The organism is Azohydromonas lata NBRC 102462, assembly GCF_001571085.1.
Taxonomy (GTDB): Bacteria; Pseudomonadota; Gammaproteobacteria; order Burkholderiales; family Burkholderiaceae_C; genus Azohydromonas; species Azohydromonas lata.
Genome location: NZ_BCTC01000103.1, coordinates 1 through 21,382, shown reverse-complemented (window position 1 = coordinate 21,382; position 21,382 = coordinate 1). Strand labels below are relative to the sequence as shown.

Sequence of the window (21,382 nt, the reverse complement as noted above, 5' to 3'; positions counted from 1 at the left end):
CGGACATCGACATGGTGCGCCGCGGCATCGGCAGCGACCCGCGCATCGGCACGCACTTCCTGTACGCAGGCGCGGGCTATGGCGGCTCGTGCTTCCCCAAGGACGTCAAGGCGCTGGTGCGCACCGGGCAGGAGTACGGCGTGAAGCTGCGTGTGCTCGAAGCCGTGGAGGAGGCCAACGACCTGCAAAAGCACGTGCTGGGCCGCAAGGTGGTGGAGCGCTTTGGCGAAGACCTTGCCGGACGCACGTTCGCGCTGTGGGGTTTGGCCTTCAAGCCCGACACCGACGACATGCGCGAGGCGCCCAGCCTGGTGGTCGTCGAAGACCTGGTGCGCCGCGGCGCGCGGGTGCAGGCCTACGACCCCGTGGCCACGGAGCAGGCGCAGGTTGCGCTCAAGGGCGTGCCGGGCGTGAGCTTCGTCGACAGCGCGCAGGCGGCGCTGGCCGGTGCCGATGCGCTGGTGATCGTCACCGAGTGGCGCGAGTTCCGCAGCCCGGATTTTGACGCCATGCGTGCGGCGCTCAAGCAGCCGCTGGTGATTGACGGGCGCAACCTGTTCGAGCCGGCGCTGCTCAAGGCCCACGGGCTGGAGTACGTGGCCATTGGCCGCAGCCAGGCCAACGGGGCGCGCTCCGCATGAAAATCCTCTACCACCACCGGACGGCCTCGCGCGATGGGCAGGCGGTGCACATCGACGAAATGATCCACGCGCTGCGCGAGGCGGGGCATGAGGTCCACGTGGTGGCCCCGGCGGCGCCGCCGCCGGGCAAGGACATGGGCGGCCAGGTCTGGTGGGTGCGGCTGCTGCGCACGCTGGTGCGCAGCAAGGCTGCGTACGAAGTGCTGGAGCTGGCGTATTCGCTGGTGGCTTACCGGCGCCTGATGGCCGCGGCGCGCAGCTTCAAGCCGGACGTGCTGTACGAGCGCTACAACCTCTACATGCTGGGGGGCCTGATGGCCAAGCGCCGCCTGGGCCTGCCCATGTTGCTGGAGATCAATGCCCCGCTGGCCGACGAGCGCCAGCGCTACGGCGGGCTTGGGCTGCCGCGCATGGCGGCGTGGGCCGAAGGCAAGGTCTGGCGTGGCGCCGACGTGGTGCTGCCCGTGACGCAGGTGCTGGCCCAGAAGTACGTGATGGGCCGCGGCGTGCCGGCCGAGCGCATCGTGGTCGTTCACAACGGCATCAACGAGGCGCATTTCGGGGCGGCTCCGTCGCCGCAGCAGGCCAAGAAGCAGCTTGGGCTGGAAGGCGCGCTGGTGCTGGGCTTCACCGGCTTCGTGCGCGACTGGCACGGCGTGGACCGCGTGCTGCGCTGGATGGCCGGCCCGTCGGCGCCGGCCAATGCGCGGCTGCTGGTGGTGGGCGACGGCCCGGCGCGCTCCAGCCTGGAGCAGTTGGCCGCGCAACTGAACCTGGGCGAGCGGGTGCGCTTCACCGGGCTGATCGGCCGGGAGCTGGTGCCCGCGCACGTGGCCGCCTTCGACATCGCGCTGCAGCCCGCGGTGGTGGAGTACGCCTCGCCGCTGAAGATGTTCGAGTACCTGGCGCTGGGCAAGGCCATCGTGGCGCCGCGCGTGCCCAACATCCAGGAGCTGCTGGTTGATGGCGAGAACGCCCTGCTGTTTGACGACAAGGCGCAGGGCGCGCTGGAGCAGGCGCTGACCCGGCTGTGCGCCGAGCCCGCGCTGCGCGAGCGCGTCGCGGCCGGTGCGGCGGCCACGGTGCCCCGCATGGGTCTGACCTGGCGCGGCAACGCGCAGCGCGCAGTCGATCTGGCGCGGCAGCTGCTGAGCCGCGGCAGGCCGTCCTCCGGCGTGGCGCACGGCAGCGCCGGCGCCGGCAAGTGAACCGCCCGCACGCCGGGCATGTGCCCCAGCGCCGTATTCCAGGGCCGCATTTCAGGTGAACCGATGACGATTGCTGTGATGGACGCGGGCCGCGCCGGCCCGCCTGTGGGCGCATGAACCGCCGCATCCGTACCTTGCTGTTTTCCACGCTGTTCCCCAACAGCGTGAAGCCCGTGCACGGCATCTTCGTCGAGACGCGGCTGCGCGAGCTGCTCAAGAGCGGGGCGGTGGAAACCAAGGTGGTGGCGCCGGTCCCCTGGTTCCCGTCAGCCAACCCCCGCTTTGGCGAGTACGCGCGCTGGGCCGCCGTGCCCAAGCGCGAGACGCGCAACGGCATCGACGTGCTGCACCCGCGCTATCCGCTGCTGCCCAAGGTGGGCATGACGACGGCGCCGCTGGCGCTTGCGCTGGCCGCGCTGCCCGCGGTGCGGCAGTTGCAGGCCGAGGGCTTTGACTTCGACGTGGTGGACGCCCACTACTACTACCCCGACGGCGTGGCCGCGGCGCTGCTTGCGCGCTGGCTGGGCAAGCCGCTGTCCATCACCGCGCGCGGCACCGACCTGAATCTGTTGCCGCAGTACGCGCTGCCGCGGGCCATGATGCATTGGGCCGCCCGCCGCGCCGACGCCTCCATTGGCGTGTGCTCGGCGCTGATGGACGTGCTGCGCGGCTGGGGCATAGACGGGCAGCGCTTGCACGTCATGCGCAACGGCGTGGACCTGGAGCGTTTTCGCCCGCTGCCGCAGGCGCAGATGCGCCAGGAGCTGGGCCTGGACGGCGCGCCGCTGCTGCTCTCGGTGGGCCTGCTCATCGAGCGCAAGGGCCACCACCTGGCCATCGAGGCCATGCCGGCCTTGTTGCAGACGCACCCGCAGGCCCGGCTGGCCATCGTGGGCGACGGCCCGGAGCGCGAGCGGCTCAAGGCGCTGGCGCGCAACCTGGGCGTGCAGGCGCGCGTGAGCTTCGTCGGCGCCGTGCCCAACGAGCAACTGCTGCGCTGGTACAGCGCGGCCGATGCGCTGATCCTGGCTTCCAGCCGCGAGGGCTGGGCCAACGTGCTGCTGGAGGCCATGGCCTGCGGTGCGCCGGTGGTGGCCACGCGCATCTGGGGCACGCCGGAGGTGGTGACGCCGCAGTCCGGCGGCGTGCTGTTCGAGCCGCGCGAAGCCGCGGCGCTGGCTGCAGCGCTGCAGCAGTTGCTGGCGGCCATGCCGGCGCGGGAGGACGTGCGCCGCTATGCCGAGGGGTTCAGCTGGCAGCAGACCACGCAGGCCCAGCTGGCCCTGTTTGGCCGCCTGGCGGGCCTGTCCCTGAGCAGCACCTGAGGCCTGCACGCCGTTGGGCGCTTCGTTGAAGTTACAAATCTGTAACGCTCATTCAGGCGTTGAAGGCCGGGCCTGCTGTGATTTCCGTCAACGGGCAGGCCGGCTTGCGCCACCGCATGTCCGGGAGAACCCTTGTCAAGCCTCCATAATTCCGAGCTGCTGCACGAGGACGGCAGATTGAGTCGTAACGAACGGTTGTATCAAACAGCGTATGGCCCGGCCGCATGGGCGTGTGTGCGGACTGGTGGCGAACGCGGACACCCCTTGACCCCTTGCGCGGTGCGCCTGTGCGGCGCTCGCGTTGGCGCGCCCGGCGCGCGGCGCAATGCCGGCACCCTGGCCGGCGTGGAGATCTGACGATGTGCGGCATTCACGGCATCTACCGCTTTGACGGGCAGCGGGTTGAGCCTGCGACCATTTCCGCCATGGGCCGCGTCACGCAGCATCGTGGCCCGGATGACGAAGGCTGGCATATCGAGCCGGCGCAGCAGCGCTGCGCCATAGGCATGCGCCGCCTTTCCATCATCGACCTGGCCGGCGGGCACCAGCCCATCAGCAATGCCGACGACACGACGTGGATCGTGTGCAACGGCGAGGTCTACAACTTTCGCGAGCTGCGCGCCGAGTTGCAGCAGCGCGGCGTGCGGTTCAAGACCGGTTCGGACACCGAGGTGATGCTGCACCTCTACGACCAGTTGGGTGACGAGTTCGTGCACCGGCTGGACGGGATGTTCAACTTCGCGCTGTGGGATGCGCGGCGGCGGCGCTTGCTCATCGGCCGGGACCACCTGGGCGTGAAGCCGCTGTACGTGCACCACACGCGCGAGCGGCTGGCCTTTGCCACCGAGGCCAAGGCCCTGCTGGCGCTGCCTGACGTCACGCCGCAGCTCAATCGGGAGGCGTTGGCCGATTACCTGCACCTGGGCTACGTGGCGGCGCCGCACTCCATGTTCCGCGGCATTGCCAAGCTGCCGCCGGCCACGATGCTCTCGATCGAGGACGGGCAGGTCAAGCAGTGGCGCTACTGGCGGCTGCCCTCGCGCCAGGACCACACGCTCAGCGCCTCGCAATGGGTGGAGCGCACGCGCGCGGCGCTGGATGCGGCGGTGCACCGCCAGATGGTGTCGGACGTGCCCATCGGCGCGTTTCTCTCCGGCGGCGTGGATTCCAGCGCGGTGGTGGGCTTCATGGCCAAGCACTCCGAGGCGCCCATACGCACCTATGCCATCGGCTTTGACGGCGGCGAGGCCGAGCAGCTCTACAACGAGCTGCCCTACGCGCGGCAGGTGTCGCAGTTGTTCAAGACCGAGCACCACGAGATCGTGGTCAAGCCGGATGTCGTGGGCCTGCTGCCGCGGCTGCTGTGGCACATGGACGAGCCGGTGGCGGACTCGGCCTTCGTGACCACTTACCTGGTGTCGGAGTTTGCGCGGCGCGACGTCACCGTGATTCTTTCCGGCGTGGGCGGCGACGAGCTTTTCGGCGGCTACCGGCGCTACTTGGGCGAGCACTACGCGGCCAAGTTCGGCCGCCTGCCGGGCTGGGCGCGCGATCTCATGGTGCGCGCCTCGCAGGGCCTGCCGGTGGACAGGCACTCGCAGCTGCTCAACAAGCTCAGGCTGGCGCGGGGCTTCCTGGAGTCCGCATCGCTGTCGCCGGACGAGCGCTACCGCCGCTACCTGCAGGTGCTTGGGCAGGACCACGTGGCCGAGCTGCTCAAGGGGGCGGCCGCACCCACCGACGCGCTGGCCGCCGCCTTTGCCTCGGCCGGTGATGGTGACGCGCTCAACCGCATGTTCGCCGTGGATGCCGAGACCCAGCTGCCTGACGACCTGCTGATGCTGACCGACAAGATGAGCATGGCCGTGTCGCTGGAGTGCCGCGTGCCGCTGCTGGACAAGGCCCTCGTGGAGATGGCCGCCTCCATCCCGCAGCAGCACAAGGTGCCGGGCACGCAGCTCAAGCACCTGATGAAGCAGGCGCTCTCCGACATGCTGCCGCGCGAGATTCTCTATCGCGCCAAGCGCGGCTTTGGCACGCCCATGGGTGCGTGGCTCAAGCACGAGCTGGCGCCGGTGCTGGCGCGGCTGCTCAGCGCCGACGTGGTGCGCGCGCGCGGCCTGTTCGAGCCGCGCGTGGTCTCTCGCCTGGTGGCCGACCACCAGGCCAACCGCATGGACGGCACCGATGTCCTGATCTCGCTGATGAACCTGGAGATCTGGAGCCGCATCTACCTGGACCGCCGCTCCCACGAGGACGTGACGGCCGAGCTCAAGAGCTTCCTGGCCCGATGAAGATTCTTTACGTCTGCCACCGCTTCCCGTTTCCGCCCAAGCGCGGCGGCAAGATTCGGCCCTTCAACATGATCAGGCACCTCTCGCAGCGGCACGAGGTGACGGTGTGTTCGCTGGCGCGCACGCCGCAGGAGGCCGAGGAGGGGCGTGGCATAGCGCCGCACTGCGCGCGTTTCGAGATGGGCCTGGTGTCCAACCCCGTGCAGTCGCTGCGCATGGTGGCCAGGCTGCCCACGCTGGAGCCTTCGTCCATGGGCTTCTTCTATTCCCCGGAGCTGGACCGCAAGGTGCGCGCGCTGCTGGCGCAGGAGCGCTTCGACCTCATCTTCGTGCATTGCTCCTCGGTGGCGCAGTACGTGAGCCACGTGCGCGGCATTCCCAAGATCCTGGACTTCGGCGACATGGACTCGCAGAAGTGGCTGGAGTACGTGAGCTTCAAGCCTTTCCCGCTGAACCTGGGCTACCGGCTCGAAGGCAGCAAGATGTTCCGCGAGGAAAAGCGCCTGGCGCGGCAGTTCGACCTGTGCACCGCCACCACGCGCGCCGAGTGGCAGACGCTGGAGTCCTACGGCACGGGCGTGGCCACCGACTGGTTCCCCAACGGCGTGGATGCGCAGTACTTTTGCCCGGACGGGCAGGGCTATGACGCCGACACCATCAGCTTCATCGGCCGCATGGACTACTACCCCAACCAGGAGGCGATGCTGCGCTTTTGCGGCGACACCTGGGGGCTGCTGCGCCAGCGCCGGCCGGGGATGAAGCTGGTGATCGTGGGGGCCGATCCGTCGCCCGCGATACGCAAGCTGGCCGAGCTGCCCGGGGTCACCGTCACGGGCTCGGTGGCTGACGTGCGGCCGCACGTGCTGCGCTCGGCCGCGATGGTGGCGCCGCTCAACATTGCGCGCGGCACGCAGAACAAGATTCTCGAAGCCATGGCCATGGGGGTTCCCGTGGTCTCCAGCCGCATTGCCGCCGGGGGCGTGGATGCGGTGGCCGGTGAGCACCTGCTGGTGGCCGACACCCCGCAGGAGTACGCCGATGCGGTGCTGCGCATCGTTCAGGACCCGGCCGAGCGCTCACGGCTGGCGGCAGCCGGGCGTGAGCGCATGCTGAGCAACCATGCCTGGCCGCAGTCCATGCAGCGGCTGGACGCCATCATCGACCGCTGTGTCGGCCGCTGGCGTGCCGCTTCCAGCGGGTTGCCTGTCGCGTCGTGATCCACTTGGCGGGAGTAGGTGCATGACCCAACGTTCCAGGCTGCGCGCACTGTTGTTTTGCCTGCTGGTGGTGGCGGCCGCGGCGTTGTCGCTGCTGCCCCATTTCAAGGACTCGGCGGAGCTCGTGCGCATGCGCAATGCGCTGCTGATGGACTTTGTGGACACGCCGAGCTTCGACTGGAAGCCGCAGGCCACGCCGGCCGATTTCGTGCTGGAGCGGGCTGCGCCGTCGCCGCAGTTCAGCGCCCGCGTGCAGGCGCTGGGCCTGGAGCGGCTTCCCGGCGACTGGGAGCGTGCGGTGGCCATAGGCCGCCACCTCCTGCAGAACCGGGCCAACCAGGCCACCATGGGCCAGGCCATCCAATCCGATCTTGAGCAGACCTACGCTCTCATTCTTGGCGAGGGCAAAGGCTACTGCGCGGATTTCTCGGACGTCTTCGACGCCATGGCGCTGGCGGCGGGGCTGAAGGTGCGCACTTGGGCGTTCTCGTTCGAAGGCTTTGGCGGCCGCGGCCACATCTTCAACGAAGTGTGGGACGAGCGCCGCGGGCGCTGGCTCATGATCGATGTGGCCAACAACTTCTTCCCGTTGGACGAAGCGGGCCAGCCGATGTCCGGCCTTGAGTTTCGCGAGCGTGTGCGCCTTGGCGCGGACGATACTGCGACGCGGCCCGTGGAGCCCAGGGCGCTGCAGGGCTTTGCCGATCCTGCCGCCGCAGCCCGCTATTACCGCCGCGGCCTGCACCAGTGGTACATGTGGTGGGGCAACGCGGTCTACACCTACGACGATGCGCTGCTGGTACGCCTGCTGGGCCCGCTGTCGCGTTCGCTGGAGCAGCTCGGGGCCATTGCGCAGGGCGTGCATCCGCGCATTCGCGTTTTGGCGGAGCCCGACAACCGGGGCATGGTTGAAAAGATGCGGGTGTTGCGTATGCATCTTTTGGCGGTGCTGGGCGTGAGCGTGGCTGCGTGCCTGGCTGCCGCCGTGCTGGGGCTGGGCTATGTTCGCGCGGCCAGGGCCGCGGCGCGGCGACGCTGATCCGGCATGCGGGACCTCATCCTTGCCTCCATCGTGCTGGTCATGCTGGTGGGCTCGCTGCGGCAGGTTTGGATAGGTGTGCTGTTGTGGACCTGGCTGGGCGTTGGCGTCCCGCACAAGCTGACTTATGGTTTTGCCCAGAGCGCCCCGTTTGCCGCCATGGCCGCGGGCGCAACCATTGTGGGATTGTTCGTCAGCCGCACGCCGGTGAGGATGCCGCGGTCGCTGCCCGTCAAGGTCTTGTGGGCGTTCGTGATCTGGACGTGGATCACCACGCAGATGGCGATCCACGGGGCCGAATCGTCGGAGATGGGCAGCCAGGTCACCAAGGTCCTGCTGATGTCGATCGTGGGCATGTGCGTGCTGCACTCCGAGCGCCACATCCGGTATTTCGTGTGGGTGGATGCCGGCTCCATTGGCTTTTACGGCTTCAAGAGCGGCATCTACGCCCTGGCCACCGGCGGCGGCGGCACCATGGTGGGGCCTGGCGGCTTCATGATGGACAACAACCTGCTGGGACTGTCGATGATCATGACGGTCCCGCTGCTGTTCTATCTTTACAGCACCTCGCCGCATATCTGGACGCGGCGCATCATGCGCGTGGTCATCTTGCTGACCGTGATCGCCGTGCTGGGCACCTATTCCCGAGGCGCCTTCCTGTCGCTCACGGGCATGCTGTGCGTCCTGTGGTGGCGAGCCAAGGGGCGGCGGCTGAAGATTGCCGTCATCGTGCTGTGCGTGGCGGTTGCCTTGATTCCGGCGATTCCGGAAAAGTGGACAAACCGCATGAACACCGTGAAGTCCTATGACCAGGACCAGTCGGCGATGACGCGCGTTCACCAGTGGATCACCGCCATCAACATTGCCAACCATCGCATCACCGGGGCCGGGTTTCAGGCCTACACGCAGCATGTCCAGGATTTGTACGCGCCGGTCGTGGAGAACGCGGTGGCCGACACCCACCACGTCTACGTTGCGCACAGCATCTATTTTCAGGTGCTGGGCCAGCATGGGTGGATTGGCCTGTTCCTGTGGATCTCGACATGGTTGACCACGTTGCACCTGGCGGTCAAGGTCAGGCGCCAGATAGTCAAGCTCCCGCACCTGAAGAACGCGTATGACCTGCTTGGGCTGTGCCAGGTCGCCCTCATCGGCTTCTTCATGGGCGGCGCTTTCCTCAGCTTCGCCTATGCCGACCTGCAGTACAACCTGCTGGTGATCGTGGTGACCACGGCGCGCTGGGTCCAGCAGAACCTGGCGCCGCCCGCGTCCGCGGCCAAGGCGGCCCCTGGAGCCGTGCAGCGCAATGTGCCTGCGCGCCCGGCGCCCGCGCTGGGTTCGGGAGCTGGCCGGTGAGCTGGGCCAAGTGGGGTGGCGGGAGCGCGGCGTCTGCGAATCCGCTGTCGCTGCTGATCTTTCACCGCGTGCTGCCGCATCCCGATCCGCTCAATCCCTACGAGCCCGATGCGGCGCATTTTGACCAGATGCTGCGCTGGCTTCGCGGCTACACCGTGCTGCCGCTGGAGCAGGCGATCCGCCGGCTGCGCGAGGGCAGCTTGCCTGCGGGTGCGCTGTCCATCACGTTCGACGACGGTTACGCGGACAACCATGACGTGGCGCTGCCCATACTGCGCCGCCATGGCATGAGCGCCACCTTTTTCGTCTCCTCGGCCTACCTGGACGGCGGCCGGATGTGGTCCGACACCCTGGTTGAGGCCGTGCGCCGCTGCAGCGCCGACGTGCTGGACCTGGACGACTTGCTGCTGGGCCGGCACCGGCTGGATTCGCCGGCTGCCCGCAGGCATGCGGCGAGGCTGCTGCTCACGAGGCTGAAGTACATGGAGCCCGGGGCGCGTGACCGCTGCGCCCAGCAGGTGGCGCGTGCCGCGCGCGCGCACCTGCCTGACGACCTCATGCTCAGCCGCGCGCAGTTGCGCGCCATGCACGGCGCGGGCATGACCATAGGCAGCCATACGCGCACGCATCCCATTTTGACGACCGTGCCTGACGACGTGGCGCGTGACGAGATCGTGGCCAGCCGCGACGACCTTGAAGCGGTGATCGATGCGCCCGTGACCTTGTTCGCCTATCCCAACGGCCGTCCGCGCACCGACTACCACCCTCGCCACTGCGAGATGGTGCGCCGCGCCGGCTACAGCGCCGCGCTCACGACGGCCAGTGGCGTGTCGCGCACCGGGGCCGACCTGTACCAACTGCCGCGCTTCACGCCCTGGGACCGCACGGCGCTGCGTTTCAGGCTGCGCATGCTGCTCAACAAGCGCCAGCCGACGGAGGTGGCACTGTGACGATGATTTTTCGCAACCACCGGCTGGCGGGCATGGCGCGCCGCGCTGCGTGCCGGCTGGCATGGGCCGTGGCCGGCCTCGTGGCCGGCACGGCGCCGGCGCTTGCTGACGAGCGCAAGGCGGAGCCGCTGGCCGTGCTCAGCGACAGCGCCGGGGGCGTCACGTGCGACTACTACGTCTCCATCGCGAAACTGCGCTGGGAGCGCACGGGAGGCGACTGGAGCGACGCTGCCGGCCAAGCTTATGGCGACAAGCCGTTTTCCAGCATGGAGCTGCGGCGCAGCACGGGGGCCGTGGCGATTGCGCTGGACCTCACGACCCTGGCGGAGAAATGGCGGCAGGGCAGTGCGGCGCCCGGTGCCGTGATGCTGCGTGCGCTTGGGGGGAGCAGCGGCATTGCCGACATCGCCAGCCGCGAATCCGAGCAGGTGCTGCAGCGCCCGGCCTTGCTGGTGACGTGGGACGACGGTCGCCGCGAGCTGTTGGACCCGGTGGCCGACACCTACACCGCGTGTCCCGCCCTCAGCAGCTTGGGCAGCCAGCCCATGGTGCGCGCGGGTGGCCCCAACGTGGCGCTGCTGTCCTTTCCGGTGCCCCATCGGCCGGGGCACAAGCCTGCCGGCGTCTCGCTTCGCCTGTCCATGCAGCGGGTGTGGGGGCCTATGGTGCTGGGTGCCTTCGCGGTGCGCACGCCGGCCATGGCGCCGGCGCCGGTGAGCAAAGGGCTGGCCGACCGCGTGCGCGGCGACGTGGGCCTGGAGCAGCAGGCCGACGTGCTGTTCGTGGAACGTTTCGAGCGCAACGACTGGTCCACGGGCTGGCGTACCGGCGAACGCGTGCAGACCTTCGGCCTGGTGGGCAGCGATGCCGGCTTCGAGCCGCTGCAGCGCAATGCCCTGAAGGTGACGGTGGAGCAGGGCAAGTTCGCGGGCATAGACCTGCAGCGGCCGCTCAAGGCGCTGGCCGGGGGGGTGGAGCCCGACGAGCTCTACCTGCGCTACTACCTTCGCCTGGGTGGCGACTGGGACCCATCGGACGTGGGCAAGCTGCCCGGCTTGGCGGGCACCTATGGGCGCGGCGGCTGGGGCGGCCGCACCGCCGACGGCTTCAACGGCTGGTCCGCCCGCGGCGGGTTCTATTCACACGTCGGCGAGGACACCGTGGTGGCGCAGCGCAGGGGCGTGGGCCTCTACCTGTACCACATCGACTCCCGGCAAGGCGGCTATGGCGAGCTCCAGGGCTGGAACGCCGGGCCCACCGGGCTGCTGGAGAAAAACCGCTGGTACTGCATCGAGCAGTACGTGCGGCTCAACAAGCCCGGCGAGCACGACGGCGCGGTGCGCGGCTGGGTGGATGGGCAACTGGCCTTCGAGCGCTCCAACCTGCTGTTTCGCATGACCCCGGAGCTGCACATCGAGACGGTGTGGGTGGACGTGTACCACGGCGGTAAGACGCCCGCGCCGCAGCGGCTGACGCTGTACCTGGACAACCTCGTCGTGGCGCGGCGCTACATCGGCCCCATGAAACCGTGATGCAGCCGGTAGCCGGCGCGCTCCGCTCCTTCTGATTCCGCCATGCTTTTCAACTCGCTGATTTTCCTGCTTGCCTTCGCGCCCGTGACCTTTGGCGTGTTCTTCGCGCTGGGCCGAGCCAATGCGGGTGCGCGCGCCATCACGCTGTGGCTGGCGCTGACGTCGCTGGTGTTCTACGCCTGGTGGCTGCCCAAGCACACGCTCGTTTTGCTGGCATCCATTGTGCTGAACTACCTGGTTGGGCGCTGGATCGTGCACGCGGGAGCGCCCAAGAGCCTGCCGGCGCGGCGCGTGCTGGCGCTGGCGGTCATTTCCAACCTGGCGGCGCTGGGCTACTACAAGTACGCGGGCTTCTTCGTTGCCACCGCCACCACGCTGCTTGGGCAGGAGTGGCAGGTGCCGGCCATCGTGCTGCCGCTGGGCATCTCGTTCTTCACCTTCACGCAACTGGCCTACCTGGTGGACACCTACCAGGGCAAGGTGAAGGAGTCGGACTTCCTGCGCTACCTGCTGTTCGTCACCTATTTTCCGCACCTCGTGGCCGGCCCCGTGATCCACCACAAGGACGTCATGCCGCAGTTCGAGCGCGCGGACGTGGGCCGCTGGTGCAGCGCCAACGTGGCTGCCGGCGCCGCGTTCTTCATGCTTGGGCTGTTCAAGAAGGTGTTCATCGCCGACAGCCTCGTGCCCTACGTGGGGCCGGTGTTCGACGGCGGCGCGGCGCCGCAGTTGCTGCACGCCTGGGGCGCCGCCCTGGCCTACAGTTTCCAGCTCTACTTCGATTTCTCGGGCTACTCCGACATGGCCATCGGCCTGTCGCTGGCGCTCAACGTGCGGCTGCCCTACAACTTCAACTCCCCGTACAAGGCGCTGTCGATCGCCGACTTCTGGAAGCGCTGGCACATCTCGCTGTCCACCTTCCTGCGCGACTACCTCTACATCCCGCTGGGCGGCAACCGCTGCGGCGGGGTGCGGCGCTACGCCAACCTGCTGCTGACCATGCTCATCGGCGGCATGTGGCATGGCGCGGGCTGGACCTTCATCGTCTGGGGCGGGCTGCACGGCAGCTACCTGGTCATCAACCATGCCTGGCAGCATGTGCGCGGGCAACGGAGCGCGGGTGCGGCCGAGCGCGCCGCGGCCTGGCTGCTGACCTTCGTGGCCGTGGTCGTGGCCTGGGTGTTCTTCCGCGCGCATGACTTCGCCAGCGCGTGGAGCGTGATTGCCGGCATGGCCGGCCTGCATGGGGTGGGCGGTTTCACGCTCAACCTGGCTGATGCCCAAACGCTGGACTATCTGGCGCTGTTCGGCGCCCTGGCGGTGCTGTTGCCGGCGGTGGCGGCTTTGCCCAACTCGCAGCAGCTCGTGGCGCGCTGGCTGGTGCAGGAGCCCGCGCCGCGCGCGGCCGGCGTGGGCGGCAGCGGCGCGCTGGCCTGGCGCAGCCCGCCGCTGTGGGTGGCCATCGCCTGGGGCGTCGTGGCCGCGGTGGGCCTGATGCACGTGTCCCAGCCGACGCAGTTCCTCTACTTCAACTTTTGAGGGCCCGGGTCCATGCGACACCTCACCGCGCGGGCGTTCCTGCTCTGGTTCATGGGCGCCACCCTGGTGGTCCTGCTGGTGCTGGCGCTGCTGCCGCATGACGGCTACGTCCGCTACCAGCTCGTGAGCCGGGAGAGCGTGCACTACCTGCGGCTCAAGTGGATCTACGAGCGCATCCACTTTGACGACACGCCCATAGACGTCGCCTTCATCGGCACCTCGCACACCCAAAGCGGCATAGACGACGCCCGGGTCGAGGCCGGGCTTCGCGAGCTGGGCGTGGCGCAGCGCGTGGTGAACTTTGCCGTGCCGCATTTGGGCCGCGACATGGAGTTCGTGGTGGCGCGCGAGCTGCTGGCCCACCGCCGCGTGCGCACCCTGGTGGTGGAGCTGCAGGAGGCCGAGGCGCGCGCGCCGCATCCGGGCTTCCAGCGCCTGGGCCTGCCGCTGGATTTCGTGCAGGCGCCGCTGCTGCTCAACACGGGCCTGTTCGAGAACCTGGTGCGGCTGCCGCTGCGCCAGGCCAAGTACGCGCTGGCCAGCGCCATGCCGGGCGCCTTTGGCGTGCAGCCGGGTTTCGACCCCGCCACTTACGAAGGGCCGCACTGGAACGACACCTACGTCGGCCATGGCTTCACCGAGCCGCGAACGCGCCGGATGGGCTGGGAGTTCCACCAGGCCGAGCTGATGCGGCTGCGCCGCGAAACCGACGGCAAGGAGGCCCTGGCCCGGCGCCTGGACGCGCTGCCGCTGGAGGCCAACCTGCTGTTCCGCTACAACGAGATCTACCTGCGCCGCATCGCCGAGCTGGCCCGCGCCAAGGGCACACAGGTCGTGTTCCTGTACCTGCCGGCGCCCGATGCCCGGCGGCTGCCACGCGTGGCGCGCTGGACGCAGGCCTATGGCCCGCTGCTGGACGCGCGCGAGCTGCTGCGCTCCTCCACCCTGTGGCAGAACGCCGACCATGTGAACGTCTACGGCGCGCACGCCGTGTCGGACTGGATGGCGGCCCAACTGGCCGGCCAGGGCGCAACGGCCGCCGCCGCACGCCAGGGGCCCTGAGCCCCAGCCGGGGCGAACCCGTGCGCGGCGGCCTTGCCGGGCCCGGCGGGCCTGCAGGGCGCGGAGCCCGTGCGGCGCGCTTCTTCAGTGCCCTGACTGCGCCGGCATGGCCGCGTTGGCGCGCTTGCCCAGCAGGCGGCGCAGCTCGTCGCGCAGCGGATGCGCCGAGAACCACACCATGGCCAGGAAGCCCAGGGCGCTGCCCGCTGCGCCCAAGGCCAGGGCCGCCACGGCCCGCTCCTCGATGCTGTCGAAGGTCAGGAACACCAAGGCCGGCGCCAGCGTCGCGCCCAAGGCCACCAGGGTGCTGCGGCGCAGCACCGCCAGCAGCTCGCCATAGCTGAACTGGATGACGTGGCGCGCGGCCCGCAGCCACGCCAGCGTTCCCAGGACGCTGGCGGCCAGCGACGCCATGGCCAGCTCGTGCATGCCCAGCCAGGCGCCCAGGGCGCTCAGGGCCACCACCGACACCGCGCTGGCCATGCCCGCGCGCAACACCTGCGTGGCCGCGCCCAGGCCCGTGAGCGCGGCCGCGCACATCACCACCGGCGCGCCGGCGGCCAGCGCGCCGGCCAGCCAGCTCACCAGCGGCGCCGAAGGCGCCCACTGCGCGCCGTACAGCAGCCGGATCACGGCCGGCGCCATGAACACCAGAAAGCCCGCGAAGGCCCAGCACAGCGCCGTGATGTGCGCCAGGCTCAGCAGGAAGGGGCCGCGCGTGTCCTGCGACTCGCGCGAGCGCTTGGCAAAGCCCGTGGTGGCCACGCTGGAGGCCACGTCGAACACCAGCCGCGTGAACAGCGTCATCAGCCCGTTGGCGCGCGAGTAGAAGCCCGCGGCCGTGAGGCTTTGCATCTGGCCCAGGAAGAATTCCGGCGAGCCCTTGGCCAGCGTCTCCGCCAGCGCCGAGGACGACACCCTGGCCCCGAAGGACAGCACCCGGCGCACCTCGCGCACGCCCGGCAGCCACGGGTGGCCGCGCGGGCGGAAGCACGTGGCCACCAGCGCGTTGGCCACCGTGGCGGCCAGGTTGCCCCAGGCCAGGCTGATGGCGCCAAGCCCGCGCCAGGCCAGCCAGATGGACACGGCGGCGTTGGTCACCGCGTAGGCGAACTGCATGAGCGCGATGGGCAGGAAGCGCATCTCGCGCATCAGCCACACGTGGGTTACGGAGCCGAAGGGCGTGATGAGGAAATTGCCCGCCAGGACGAACAGGATGTCGCGCACCCGCTCGTCCTTGTAGAGATGCCCGGCCGGCACGGCGATGCCCGCCACCACCAGCCCAAGCAGCACGCCCAGGCCGATCTGCACCGTCCACACCGCGCGCATGCGGTCCTCGGTGACGTGCTTTTCCTGCACCAGGTACTGGCCCGCGCCCATGCCGCGCATGATGGACATCACCGAGATCAGCACCATGGCCACCGAGAAGGCGCCGACCTCGTTGGGCGTGAGCAGCCGCGCCAGCACCATGGTGGCGCCGATGTTGACGACCAGGCTCGCGTACTTGTCGATGCTGGTGATGACGAGCGACTTGCGTATCGACATGGCGGCTAGGCGGAAGTGAGCGGCGCGTGGCCGTGCCGCACCCAGGCCAGGGTGCGCTGCAGCAGCCAGGCGCAGGCCGGCTCGCTGGAGAAGGTGTGGTCGGCGCCGGCGCAGTCCTCGCGCCGCACGCCCGGGCGCTGCAGCAGGCCGCGCCAGTGCGCGTCGGCCGCGGCGTGCTCCAGGAATTCGCGCCCCGTGAGGTCCTGGCCGGCGATGAGCAGCAGCACCTCGCCGTCGAAACCGCGCCAGGCCTGCGCCATGCGCTGCTGGTACGAGGCTGGTGCCGCGCCCTGGCCGTCACCGCGGGCGGCGCCGCCGCCGCTGCCGCGGCCCAGCGCGCCGCGCAGGTTGCCGGCCAGGTCGCCCAGCGCCGCCAGCCCAACGCCGCCGCGCAGCAGCTTGCGCCAGAACTCGCCCTGCAGCAGCCGCTGCAGGTAGTAATGCTTGACGTGGGCGCGCGCCAGGCTTTGCGCCGAGCGCACCCACGGGTTGAGCAGGCACAGCCCGCGCACGCGCGCGTCGCGCGTGGCGTGCAGGTAGAGCAGCGCGGCGCTGGCGCCGTCGCACAGGCCCCACAGCAGCACGCGGCGCAGCCCGGGGCACTGCGCCTGCAGCGCGTCCACGGCCGCGGCCACGTCGGGGGCCACGTGCTCGAAGCCGGGGAAGTCGCCCTCACTGTCGCCCATGCCGCGCAGGTCGAAGCGCAGCGCCGCCACGCCTGCGCCGGCCAGCGCGCGCGCCAGGCAGACGAACACGCGGTGCGCGCCGGCCCGGTACTGCGGCCCGCCGGTGACGATGACCACGCCGGTGTCCACCGCTGCCGTCGCCGCGCCCGCCGGCACGGCCAGCACGCCGATGAGCTGCTGCCCCCGGCAATCGAAGGCCAGGGCGCGCTCCTCCCAGGCGGGCGCGGCGCCGGCCAGGCCTGCGCCCGCGCTCATGCCGCGGCTCCTTCGCGCACCACTGCCGTGGCGGCCAGCAGCGCCTGCGTGGCCTGCAGCAGCGCGGGGGCGGTCTCGGTTTCCGCGGTGGCCCAGAAGGCGGGGCCGGGCAGGCGGTGCGCGTCCACGCGCCAGCCCGCGGCGCGCCAGGCGGCCAGGGTGGGCTGTGCGCCGGGCGCGGGCTCGCCGGGTTCGGTGCCGCCCACTTCCAGCCAGGCCAGGTGGCCGGCGCGGGCGGGCGGCGGGGTGAGCTGCGCGGCTTCCAGGCCGCGGGCCAGGGCGCTGGAGAGCTCGTAGCCCGCGGCCTGCACCGCCTGGCCGGCCTCCAGTTGGGCGCGCAGCGACTTCATCAGCGCCGCGGCGTCGCCGCCGGCCAGCGCTTGCGCCAGGCGCAGCCGCAGGAACTGCTGCAGCACCGCGCGGCCGCTGGCCGGGGGCTGCCACAGCAGCAGGTTGCAGGGGTCTGGCTCCTCCAGGGCGCGCGCGGCCTCCACCGCCAGCAGCGCGCCGGCGCGCAGGCCCCACAGCCACAGCGGCGCGTTGCCGGCGCGCCCGCGCAGCCAGCGGCTGGCCCGCAGCGCATCGTCGCGCCAGGCGTCCCAGGTGGCGTCGCGGAAGTCGCCGGGGCTGTCGCCGCAGCCCAGCAGGTCGATCTGCAGCACCTCGCAGCCCGCGGCGGCCAGGGCGCGTGCCTGCAGCGAGGCCATGCGGCGGCTGCGGTTCATCTCCTCGGCCAGCGGGTGCAGGTACAGCACGCGGGCGCGCGGCGCGCCGCCGTGGGCGGGATGGTGCAGACAGAAGCGGCGGGCCCCGTCCAGGTCCAGGTACAGAGGCTGCGCTCTATCGCCGGCAGCGGGAGGCAAGGGAGGCAAGGGCAGGGCGAGGGCGCAGGGACAGCGGTTGAGAACAGGGCGGGCGGGGCGGGCGAAGCGGGCGGCGCAGGATCAGGCGTGAGCGCGCGGTGCGATGCGGGCGGCCACGAAGTCCGTGAGCGTGCCCACGGTGGCGAAGGTGGCGCCGTCGATGTCGTCGTCGTCCACCACGAGGCCGAAGCGATCCTCCAGCCCGCCCAACAGGGCGACCACGCCCATGGAGTCCAGCTCCGGCAGGGCGCCCAGCAGCGCGGTGTCGCGGTTGAAGCCCGCGGTGCGTCCGCCCAAGCCGAGCAGCTCGTCGAGCAAGTCGAGCACTTGTTGTTCAGTGTCCATGCGGCAGGTCCTTAGCCCAGGAGCTGCGGCGTCCCGTCCGGGACGCGCAGCGACGTGCAATGGAGTCGGCCGGGCCTGGGAGAGCCGCGTGGCGCGGCCTCCGGCCAGCGGGCCGGCGTGTCGTGCCGCGGCAACGGACTGCGGCACGCACGTTGCGAAGGCGCGATTCTGCACCAGCATGAGTACTTGAAATTCAGCCCCAGAATTGGATACTCAGGAGTTTTTCTCAAAATTCACCCGGCTCCCTTGATGAGGGCCAGCCCCTTTCGCCGCGGCCACGCCAAATCAACTCCAGGGCAAGCCCAGGTTTTGTGGCGGCAGGCGGAAAACAAAATCCGGGCAGCCCGGAGGGCGGATCGAAGGCCGCTGTTTCCTGATTTTCCTGAATCCCAACGAACCTCTTTTCCCGGCGCCGCCTGCCTTGCCAAGCGTGCCGGCGAAGACCTCCCGCGCATGCCTGACGCCGTTTTGTTGCCTGACTTGATCACCCGCGCGGCGCAACGCTGCCCGCAGGCCGGCGCCCTGAGCCATGACGGCGGGCAGCTCAGCTACGCCGCGCTGCAGGCGCAGGTGCAGGGTTTTGCCGCGGGGCTGATGGCGCTTGGCCTCCAGCGTGCCGAGCGCGTGGGCATCTGGCTGGAAAAGCGCTTTGAAACCGTGGTGGCCAGTTTCGGCGCGCCCGCGGCCGGCGGGGTATTCGTCCCGCTCAATCCGCTGCTCAAGCCTGCGCAGGTCGGTTTCATATTGGCCGACTGCAACGTGCGCGTGCTGGTGACGTCGCCGCAGCGGCTGCCGCTGCTGCTGGCGGAGCTGCCGCGCTGCCCGGATTTGCGCCATGTCGTCCTCACCGGCGCCGCGCCGGCCGACGTGGCCTTGCCGGCTGGCCTCACGCTCACCGCCTGGGACGCGCTGCTGCAGGCGCCCGCGCGCGCCGGCCACCGCGCCGTGGACGCCGACATGGCCGCCATCCTCTACACCTCCGGCAGCACCGGGCGGCCCAAGGGCGTGGTGCTGTCGCACCGCAACCTGGTTGCCGGCGCCGCCAGCGTGGCGAGCTACCTGGAAAACACCGCCGACGACACGCTGCTGGCGGCGCTGCCGCTGTCCTTCGACGCCGGCTTCAGCCAGCTCACCACCGCCTTCCATGCCGGCGCGCGCGTGGTGCTGCTGAACTGGCTGCTGCCGCGCGACGTGCTCAAGGCCCTGGAGCGCGAGCGCGTCACCGGGCTCACCGCCGTGCCGCCGCTCTACATCCAGCTCGCCGCGCTCCACTGGCCCGCCGCCATCGGCGAGCACCTGCGCTACTTCGCCAACACCGGCGGGCGCATGCCGCGCCAGACGCTGGCCCTGCTGCGCCAGCGCGTGCCCGGGGCCAGGCCCTTCCTGATGTACGGCCTCACCGAGGCCTTCCGTTCCACCTACCTGCCGCCGGAGGAAGTGGACCGCCGCCCCGACTCCATAGGCCGCGCCATCCCCAACGCCGAGATCCTGGTGCTGCGCGAGGACGGCAGCGAGTGCGGCGCCGACGAGCCCGGCGAGCTGGTGCACCGCGGCGCCCTGGTCGGCCTGGGCTACTGGAACGACCCCGACAAGACGGCCGAGCGCTACCGCCCGCTGCCCGCCGGCGTGGGCGGGCGCGAAGCGGGGCTGCCGCTGCCGGAGATCGCCGTGTTCTCCGGCGACACCGTGCGCCGCGACGCCGAAGGCTTCCTGTACTTCGTGGGCCGGCGCGACGAGATGATCAAGACCTCCGGCTACCGCGTGAGCCCGACGGAGGTGGAGGAGGTGCTCTACGCCACGCGCCGCGTGGGCGAGTGCGCCGCCTTCGGCGTGGAGCACCCCGTGCTGGGCCAGGCCATACGCGTGGTGGCCACCGCGCCGCAGGGCAGCGGCGAGCTCGACGTCGCCGCGCTGCTGGCCGAGTGCCGCGTGCGCATGCCCGGCTACATGGTCCCGGCGGGCGTGGACGTGGTGCCCGCGCCGCTGCCGCGCAATCCCAACGGGAAAATCGACCGCAAGGCGCTGGCCGCCGCCTGGGCGCAACGCCAGGGCGATGATCGGGGCGACGTCCAGGGCGGCTGAGGCCGCCGCGCCCGCCCGCTGGCCACGCCGTCCCTCCCGTCCCGCTCACACCGTCCGCACCGTCCGCCCCGCAGTACCCGCGGCCTCCGTTCACCGCCTTGCCCGCCTCTTGCCCATGAGCACCCCTCCCGTTCACGCCCCCATGTCGCAGTTCGCCGTGCGCGAGGGCGAGCTGCTGGTCAACGGCTGGCCGCTGCGCCGCCTGGCCGAGCGCGTGGGCCGCACGCCCTTCTATGCCTACGACCGCGGCCTGCTGGGTGCGCGCGTGGCCGAGCTGCGCGCGGCGCTGCCCGCGGCCGTGAAGCTGCACTACGCCATGAAGGCCAACCCCATGCCGGCGCTGGTCGCCTTCATGGCGCAACGGGTGGACGGCGTGGACGTGGCCTCGGCCGGCGAGCTGCGCGTGGCGCTGGACGCGGGGGCCGATCCGCGCGAGATCAGCTTCGCGGGCCCGGGCAAGGGCGAGGCGGAGCTGCGCCAGGCCGTGGCCGCGGGCGTGCTGGTCAACGTCGAGTCCGAGCGCGAGCTGCCGCTGCTGGCCGGCATCGCGCAGTCGCTGGGCCTGCCCGCGCGCGTGGCGCTGCGCGTCAATCCGGACTTCGAGCTCAAGGGGTCGGGCATGCGCATGGGCGGCGGCGCCAAGCCGTTCGGCATCGACGCCGAGCGCTTGCCGGACGTGCTGCGCGGCCTGCAGCGCGAGGGCCTGGCCTTCGAAGGCTTTCATCTCTTCGCCGGTTCGCAAAACCTCAAGGCCGAGGCGATCTGCGAGGCGCAGCGCCTGTCCTACGCGCTGGCGCTGCGGCTGGCCGAGCACGCGCCGTCGCCGGTGCGGGTGCTCAACCTGGGCGGCGGCTTCGGCATCCCGTACTTCCCCGGCGAGCAGCGGCTGGACCTGGCGCCCATCGGCGACAACCTGCGGCAGCTCGTCGAGCGCGCGGCGCGCGAGCTGCCGCAGGCGGTGCTGGTGCTGGAGCTGGGCCGCTACCTGGTGGGCGAGGCGGGCGTCTACGTGGCGCGGGTGCTGGAGCGCAAGGTCTCGCGCGGCCAGGCCTTCCTCATTACCGATGGGGGCCTGCACCACCACCTCTCGGCGTCGGGCAATTTCGGCCAGGTGCTGCGCAAGAACTATCCGGTGGCCCTAGGCACGCGGATGGGCGAGGCGGCCGTTGAAAACGCCTCGGTGGTTGGGCCGCTGTGCACGCCGCTGGACCTGCTGGCCGAGCGCATGGCGCTGCCCGCGGCACAGGCGGGCGACCTGGTGGTGGTGTTCCAGTCCGGCGCGTATGGCGCCAGCGCCAGCCCCCAGGGGTTCCTGAGCCATCCGGGGTGCGTGGAAGTGCTGGTGTGAGGGCGGGAGCCGTTGACGGCCGCCCGTTGATGGCCGTGGTGCCATGGTGGTCCAACGCCGGCCGGATGCCGATGCGCAGCGCACCCCGAGCCGTC

Annotated in this window: 17 protein-coding genes; 13 read left to right on the top strand and 4 right to left on the bottom strand. The window is 70.6% G+C overall.

Annotated elements, in window-relative coordinates; genetic code table 11:
* The 11 genes from ALA01S_RS24820 to ALA01S_RS24770 form a co-directional block, all read left to right on the top strand.
* Positions 1-641, top strand: a 641-nt coding sequence (locus ALA01S_RS24820) for a UDP binding domain-containing protein (protein WP_169806002.1), incomplete at its 5' end; no start/stop codon positions are given.
* Positions 638-1,849: a glycosyltransferase family 4 protein gene (locus ALA01S_RS24815; RefSeq protein WP_066341997.1), complete on the top strand. Its 1,212-nt coding sequence runs from the start codon at positions 638-640 to the stop codon at positions 1,847-1,849. The genes ALA01S_RS24820 and ALA01S_RS24815, both read left to right, overlap by 4 nt.
* A gap of 113 nt (positions 1,850-1,962) precedes the next feature.
* On the top strand, positions 1,963-3,174 hold the full coding sequence (locus ALA01S_RS24810; RefSeq protein WP_066341996.1) for a glycosyltransferase family 4 protein: 1,212 nt from the start codon (positions 1,963-1,965) through the stop codon (positions 3,172-3,174).
* Positions 3,175-3,533: 359 nt separating this feature from the next.
* Positions 3,534-5,468, top strand: coding sequence for an asparagine synthase (glutamine-hydrolyzing) (gene asnB, locus ALA01S_RS24805; RefSeq protein WP_066341995.1), 1,935 nt, complete (start codon positions 3,534-3,536; stop codon positions 5,466-5,468).
* Positions 5,465-6,685, top strand: a complete 1,221-nt coding sequence (locus ALA01S_RS24800) for a TIGR03087 family PEP-CTERM/XrtA system glycosyltransferase (RefSeq protein WP_066341994.1) — start codon at positions 5,465-5,467, stop codon at positions 6,683-6,685. The genes asnB and ALA01S_RS24800 overlap by 4 nt, the downstream gene beginning before the upstream one ends.
* A gap of 22 nt (positions 6,686-6,707) precedes the next feature.
* The gene (locus ALA01S_RS24795; protein WP_169806001.1) at positions 6,708-7,724 is read left to right on the top strand and encodes a transglutaminase-like domain-containing protein; all 1,017 of its coding nucleotides are present in this window, start codon (positions 6,708-6,710) and stop codon (positions 7,722-7,724) included.
* Between the two features lie 6 nt (positions 7,725-7,730).
* A complete protein-coding gene (locus tag ALA01S_RS24790) occupies positions 7,731-9,080 on the top strand; it encodes a putative O-glycosylation ligase, exosortase A system-associated (protein ID WP_066341992.1) in 1,350 nt (449 codons plus the stop codon).
* Complete coding sequence (locus ALA01S_RS24785; RefSeq protein ID WP_066341991.1) at positions 9,077-10,030, top strand: polysaccharide deacetylase family protein; 954 nt, start codon at positions 9,077-9,079, stop codon at positions 10,028-10,030. The genes ALA01S_RS24790 and ALA01S_RS24785 overlap by 4 nt, the downstream gene beginning before the upstream one ends.
* A gap of 2 nt (positions 10,031-10,032) precedes the next feature.
* The gene (locus ALA01S_RS24780) at positions 10,033-11,562 is read left to right on the top strand and encodes a polysaccharide lyase (protein ID WP_066341990.1); all 1,530 of its coding nucleotides are present in this window, start codon (positions 10,033-10,035) and stop codon (positions 11,560-11,562) included.
* Positions 11,563-11,604: 42 nt separating this feature from the next.
* Positions 11,605-13,101, top strand: coding sequence for an MBOAT family O-acyltransferase (locus ALA01S_RS24775; RefSeq protein ID WP_066341989.1), 1,497 nt, complete (start codon positions 11,605-11,607; stop codon positions 13,099-13,101).
* Positions 13,102-13,113: 12 nt separating this feature from the next.
* Positions 13,114-14,163, top strand: a complete 1,050-nt coding sequence (locus ALA01S_RS24770; protein ID WP_066341988.1) for a hypothetical protein — start codon at positions 13,114-13,116, stop codon at positions 14,161-14,163.
* 84 nt (positions 14,164-14,247) lie between these two features.
* On the opposite strand, the gene ALA01S_RS24765 is transcribed toward ALA01S_RS24770, so the two are convergent.
* The 4 genes from ALA01S_RS24765 to ALA01S_RS24750 form a co-directional block, all read right to left on the bottom strand.
* Positions 14,248-15,708 (bottom strand): oligosaccharide flippase family protein, encoded by a 1,461-nt coding sequence (locus tag ALA01S_RS24765; protein WP_066341987.1) that lies wholly within the window; start codon positions 15,706-15,708, stop codon positions 14,248-14,250.
* 5 nt (positions 15,709-15,713) lie between these two features.
* Positions 15,714-16,649: a hydrolase 1, exosortase A system-associated gene (locus ALA01S_RS24760; RefSeq protein ID WP_084267913.1), complete on the bottom strand. Its 936-nt coding sequence runs from the start codon at positions 16,647-16,649 to the stop codon at positions 15,714-15,716.
* Positions 16,646-17,512, bottom strand: a complete 867-nt coding sequence (locus tag ALA01S_RS24755; protein ID WP_066341986.1) for a hydrolase 2, exosortase A system-associated — start codon at positions 17,510-17,512, stop codon at positions 16,646-16,648. Before ALA01S_RS24755 ends, ALA01S_RS24760 begins: the two co-directional genes overlap by 4 nt.
* Before the next feature lie 81 nt (positions 17,513-17,593).
* Positions 17,594-17,857, bottom strand: a complete 264-nt coding sequence (locus ALA01S_RS24750; RefSeq protein WP_066341985.1) for an acyl carrier protein — start codon at positions 17,855-17,857, stop codon at positions 17,594-17,596.
* A 453-nt stretch (positions 17,858-18,310) separates the two neighbouring features.
* Between ALA01S_RS24750 and ALA01S_RS24745 the strand changes: the two genes are divergently transcribed.
* Entirely contained in the window at positions 18,311-19,939 is a 1,629-nt protein-coding gene (locus ALA01S_RS24745) for an acyl-CoA ligase (AMP-forming), exosortase A system-associated (RefSeq protein WP_066341984.1), read from the top strand.
* Between the two features lie 115 nt (positions 19,940-20,054).
* Positions 20,055-21,287 carry a pyridoxal-dependent decarboxylase, exosortase A system-associated gene (locus tag ALA01S_RS24740; protein WP_218011527.1) on the top strand — a complete coding sequence of 411 codons (1,233 nt, stop codon included), beginning with the start codon at positions 20,055-20,057 and terminating at the stop codon, positions 21,285-21,287.
* Positions 21,288-21,382: the final 95 nt, after the last annotated feature.